General features: G+C 60.8%; 1 protein-coding gene. It reads right to left on the bottom strand.

Annotated elements, in window-relative coordinates; translation table 11 throughout:
* A partial coding sequence (locus tag KCG88_RS30760; RefSeq protein ID WP_348984545.1) for an immunoglobulin-like domain-containing protein occupies positions 1-5,244 on the bottom strand: 5,244 nt, incomplete at both ends.

Consider the following 5,244-nt stretch of genomic DNA (forward strand, 5'->3'; position numbering starts at 1 on the left):
ATGGAACCACCTTCAGCCACAGACTCGGTCGCGCTCAGGCTCAGAGTGGTGGTGTCCGGGGTATCGGTAACCGAGGTCTCGGCTGGCTTGTCGCTAACTTCCAGCTTCTCGTAGTTACCGCCGTCCGCCTTGGTAATGGTGGTGCTGAGCGAGCTGCCGCCCGCCAACGCATCGTTGGGAGCAGTGAAATTCACGCTGCCGGACGACTCTCCCACCGGGATGGTGATGGTCTGTCCGTTAGACAGAGTCACCACCACAGGCGAGCCGGTTACCGGAGCAGTGACCGAAGCGGTGTAAACAACAATGCCACCCTCAGCCACGCTCGGCGTGGCAGTCAGGGAAACGGTGCTGGTGTCGATGGTGTCAGTGACATCAGTCACAGCTGGAGTCGGGTTGGTCTCCAGGTGCTCGAAATTGCCACCTTCAGCCTTGGTAATCGTTGCCTCGACTTTGCCGGCGTCTTTGTAGACGTCGTCAGCCGGAGCGGCGACGGTGGCAGTACCGGAAGTAGCGCCAGCGGCGATGGTGATCACCGCGCCGTTAGAGAGCGTGACAGTAACAGGTGTACCCGCAGCATTGGTCAGGGTCGCGGTGTAGACAATCGAACCACCTTCAGCCACAGACTCAGTAGCCGAGAGGCTCAGGGTGGTCGTGTCTGGTGTGTCAGTTACCGAGGTTTCAGCCGGCTTGTCGCTGACCTCCAGCTTCTCGTAGTTACCACCGTCGGCCTTGGTGATGGTGGTGCTCAGGGAACTACCGCCAGCGAGGGCATCGTTTGGTGCGGTGAAATTCACGCTGCCGGAAGACTCACCCACCGGAATGGTGATGGTCTGTCCGTTAGACAGAGTCACCACCACAGGCGAGCCGGTCACTGGCGCAGTCACCGAAGCGGTGTAAACGACGGTGCCGCCTTCAGCCACATTCGGGGTGGCGGTCAGGCTGACGGTGCTGGTGTCGATGGTATCGGTGACATCAGTCACAGCTGGAGTCGGATTGGTCTCCAGGTGCTCGAAGTTGCCGCCTTCGGCTTTAGTGATGGTGGCTTCGACCTTGCCCGCGTCCTTGTAAACGTCATCGGCAGGTGCGGCCACGGTTGCCGTGCCCGAAGTGGCACCGGCGGCGATGGTGATTACCGCGCCATTGCTCAAGGTCACGGTGACCGGGGTGCCAGCTGCATTAGTCAGGGTCGCGGTGTAGACAATCGAACCGCCTTCGGCCACGGACTCGGTAGCGCTCAGGCTCAGAGTGGTGGTGTCCGGGGTATCGGTGACGGAGGTTTCAGCGGGCTTGTCGCTGACTTCCAGTTTTTCGTAGTTGCCACCGTCGGCTTTGGTAATGGTCGTGCTGAGCGAACTGCCCCCAGCCAGAGCGTCGTTTGGCGCGGTGAAGTTGACGCTGGCGGACGACTCGCCCACCGGAATGGTGATGATCTGTCCGTTGGACAGAGTGACCACGACCGGCGAGCCGGTTACTGGCGCGGTCACCGACGCGGTGTAAACAACAATGCCACCCTCAGCCACGCTTGGAGTTGCGGTCAGACTGACAGTCGACGTATCGATCGTGTCAGTGACATCAGTCACCGCCGGGGCTGGATTGGTCTCCAGGTTCTCGAAGTTACCGCCTTCGGCCTTGGTAATGGTGGCTTCGACTTTACCGGCGTCTTTGTACACATCGTCAGCCGGAGCGGCGACGGTGGCAGTACCGGAAGTGGCACCGGCGGCGATGGTGATTACCGCGCCATTGCTCAGGGTCACAGTGACCGGAGTGCCAGCTGCATTGGTCAATGTGGCGGTGTAGACGATGGAGCCGCCTTCGGCCACGGACTCAGTAGCCGAGAGGCTCAGAGTTGTAGTGTCAGGAGTATCGGTGACCGAGGTTTCAGCCGGCTTGTCGCTGATTTCCAGCTTCTCGTAGTTACCGCCATCCGCCTTGGTGATGGTGGTGCTCAGGGAGCTACCGCCCGCCAACGCATCGTTTGGCGCGGTGAAGTTGACGCTGGCGGACGACTCGCCCACTGGAATGGTGATGGTCTGGCCATTAGACAGAGTCACTACGACCGGGGAACCAGTCACGGGGGCGGTGACCGACGCGGTGTAAACCACAGTGCCGCCTTCGGCGACATTAGGGGTAGCCGTCAGCGAAACAGTGCTGGTATCGATGGTGTCAGTGACATCGGTGACGGCTGGAGTCGGGTTGGTCTCCAGGTTCTCGAAGTTGCCACCCTCGGCTTTGGTGATCGTTGCCTCGACCTTGCCGGCGTCCTTGTAGACGTCATCGGCTGGCGCGGCGACGGTGGTGGTGCCGGTAGTGGCGCCTGCGGCGATGGTGATCACTGCGCCGTTGGAGAGGGTCACGGTGACCGGAGTACCTGCGGCATTAGTCAGGGTGGCGGTGTAGACGATGGAACCGCCTTCAGCCACGGATTCGGTCGCGCTCAGGCTCAGAGTGGTGGTGTCCGGGGTATCGGTAACCGAAGTCTCGGCTGGCTTGTCGCTAACTTCCAGCTTCTCGTAGTTGCCGCCGTCGGCTTTGGTAATGGTGGTGCTCAGGGAACTACCACCAGCCAGAGCATCGTTGGGCGCAGTGAAGTTCACGCTGGCGGACGACTCACCCACTGGAATGGTGATGGTCTGGCCGTTGGACAGAGTGACGACTACCGGCGAACCGGTCACTGGCGCAGTCACGGAGGCGGTGTAAACCACAGTGCCGCCTTCGGCGACGCTTGGTGTTGCAGTCAGACTGACCGTCGAAGTGTCGATGGTGTCAGTCACGTCGGTGACTGCTGGAGCTGGATTGGTCTCCAGATTCTCGAAGTTACCGCCTTCGGCCTTGGTAATGGTGGCTTCAACCTTGCCGGCGTCTTTGTAGACATCATCCGCCGGGGCCGCGACGGTGGTGGTGCCGGTAGTGGCGCCTGCGGCGATGGTGATCACTGCGCCGTTGGACAGCGTCACGGTGACCGGAGTACCTGCGGCATTAGTCAGGGTGGCGGTGTAGACGATGGAGCCGCCTTCAGCCACGGACTCAGTAGCCGAGAGGCTCAAGGTTGTAGTGTCAGGAGTATCGGTGACCGAGGTTTCAGCGGGCTTGTCGCTGACTTCCAGTTTTTCGTAGTTGCCGCCGTCGGCCTTAGTGATGGTGGTACTCAGGGAGCTGCCGCCAGCCAACGCATCGTTGGGTGCGGTGAAGTTTACCGAGCCCTGGCTTTCGCCAACCGGAATAGTGATGGTCTGGCCGTTGGACAGAGTGACGACTACCGGCGAACCGGTCACTGGCGCAGTCACGGAGGCGGTGTAAACGACGGTGCCGCCTTCAGCCACATTCGGGGTGGCGGTCAGACTGACAGTCGACGTATCGATCGTGTCAGTGACATCAGTCACCGCTGGCGCTGGATTGGTCTCCAGGTTCTCGAAGTTGCCGCCTTCGGCCTTGGTAATAGTGGCTTCGACTTTACCGGCGTCCTTGTAGACGTCATCGGCAGGTGCGGCCACGGTGGTGGTACCCGTGGTGGCACCGGCAGCAATAGTGATCACGGCACCATTGCTCAAGGTCACGGTGACCGGAGTACCGGCAGCGTTGGTCAATGTGGCGGTGTAGACAATCGAACCACCTTCAGCCACGGACTCAGTAGCCGAGAGGCTCAGGGTTGTAGTGTCTGGTGTGTCAGTTACCGAGGTTTCAGCGGGCTTGTCGCTGACCTCCAGCTTCTCGTAGTTACCGCCATCCGCCTTGGTGATGGTGGTGCTTAGGGAACTGCCGCCAGCGAGGGCATCATTCGGCGCGGTGAAGTTCACCGAGCCCTGGCTTTCGCCAACCGGAATAGTGATGGTCTGTCCGTTGGACAGGGTCACCACGACTGGGGAGCCGGTCACTGGTGCAGTCACGGAGGCGGTATACACCACGGTTCCACCTTCAGCCACGCTCGGCGTGGCAGTCAGGGAAACAGTGCTGGTGTCGATGGTGTCAGTGACATCGGTTACCGCCGGGGCTGGATTGGTCTCCAGGTTTTCGAAGTTGCCGCCTTCGGCCTTGGTAATGGTGGCTTCGACTTTGCCTGCATCTTTGTAGACGTCATCCGCCGGGGCCGCGACGGTGGCAGTACCGGAAGTGGCGCCAGCGGCGATGGTGATCACCGCGCCGTTAGAGAGCGTGACAGTAACAGGCGTACCCGCAGCATTGGTCAGGGTCGCGGTGTAGACAATCGAACCACCTTCGGCCACGGACTCGGTCGCGCTCAGGCTCAGAGTGGTGGTGTCAGGAGTATCGGTGACCGAGGTTTCAGCCGGCTTGTCGCTGATTTCCAGCTTCTCGTAGTTGCCACCGTCGGCTTTGGTGATAGTGGTGCTCAGGGAGCTGCCGCCAGCCAACGCATCGTTTGGAGCGGTGAAATTCACGCTACTGGACGACTCACCCACTGGGATGGTGATGGTCTGGCCATTAGACAGAGTGACCACGACTGGAGAACCTGTTACTGGCGCGGTCACCGACGCGGTGTAAACAACAATGCCACCCTCAGCCACGCTTGGAGTTGCGGTCAGGCTGACGGTCGACGTATCGATGGTATCGGTAACATCGGTGACGGCTGGAGTCGGGTTGGTCTCCAGGTTCTCGAAGTTGCCGCCTTCGGCCTTGGTGATTGTTGCCTCGACCTTGCCGGCGTCCTTGTAGACGTCATCGGCGGGTGCGGCCACGGTGGTGGTACCTGTGGTGGCGCCGGCGGCGATAGTAATGACTGCGCCGTTGGACAGCGTCACGGTGACCGGGGTGCCAGCGGCGTTGGTCAGAGTCGCGGTGTAGACGATGGAACCGCCCTCGGCGACGGACTCAGTAGCCGAGAGGCTCAGAGTGGTGGTGTCAGGAGTATCGGTGACCGAGGTCTCGGCGGGCTTGTCGCTGATTTCCAGCTTCTCGTAGTTACCACCGTCGGCTTTGGTGATGGTGGTGCTGAGCGAACTGCCGCCCGCCAACGCATCGTTGGGTGCGGTGAAATTCACGCTACCGGACGACTCACCCACTGGGATGGTGATGGTCTGGCCATTGGATAGAGTCACCACCACCGGCGAGCCGGTGACTGGCGCGGTCACCGAAGCGGTGTAAACAACAATGCCACCCTCAGCCACGCTCGGCGTGGCAGTCAGGGAAACGGTGCTGGTGTCGATGGTGTCAGTAACGTCGGTGACTGCTGGAGCTGGATTGGTTTCCAGGTTCTCGAAGTTGCCGCCTTCGGCCTTGGTAATAGTCGCT

This window comes from Pseudomonas sp. MWU349 (assembly GCF_017947325.1).
GTDB classification, from domain to species: domain Bacteria; phylum Pseudomonadota; class Gammaproteobacteria; order Pseudomonadales; family Pseudomonadaceae; genus Aquipseudomonas; species Aquipseudomonas protegens.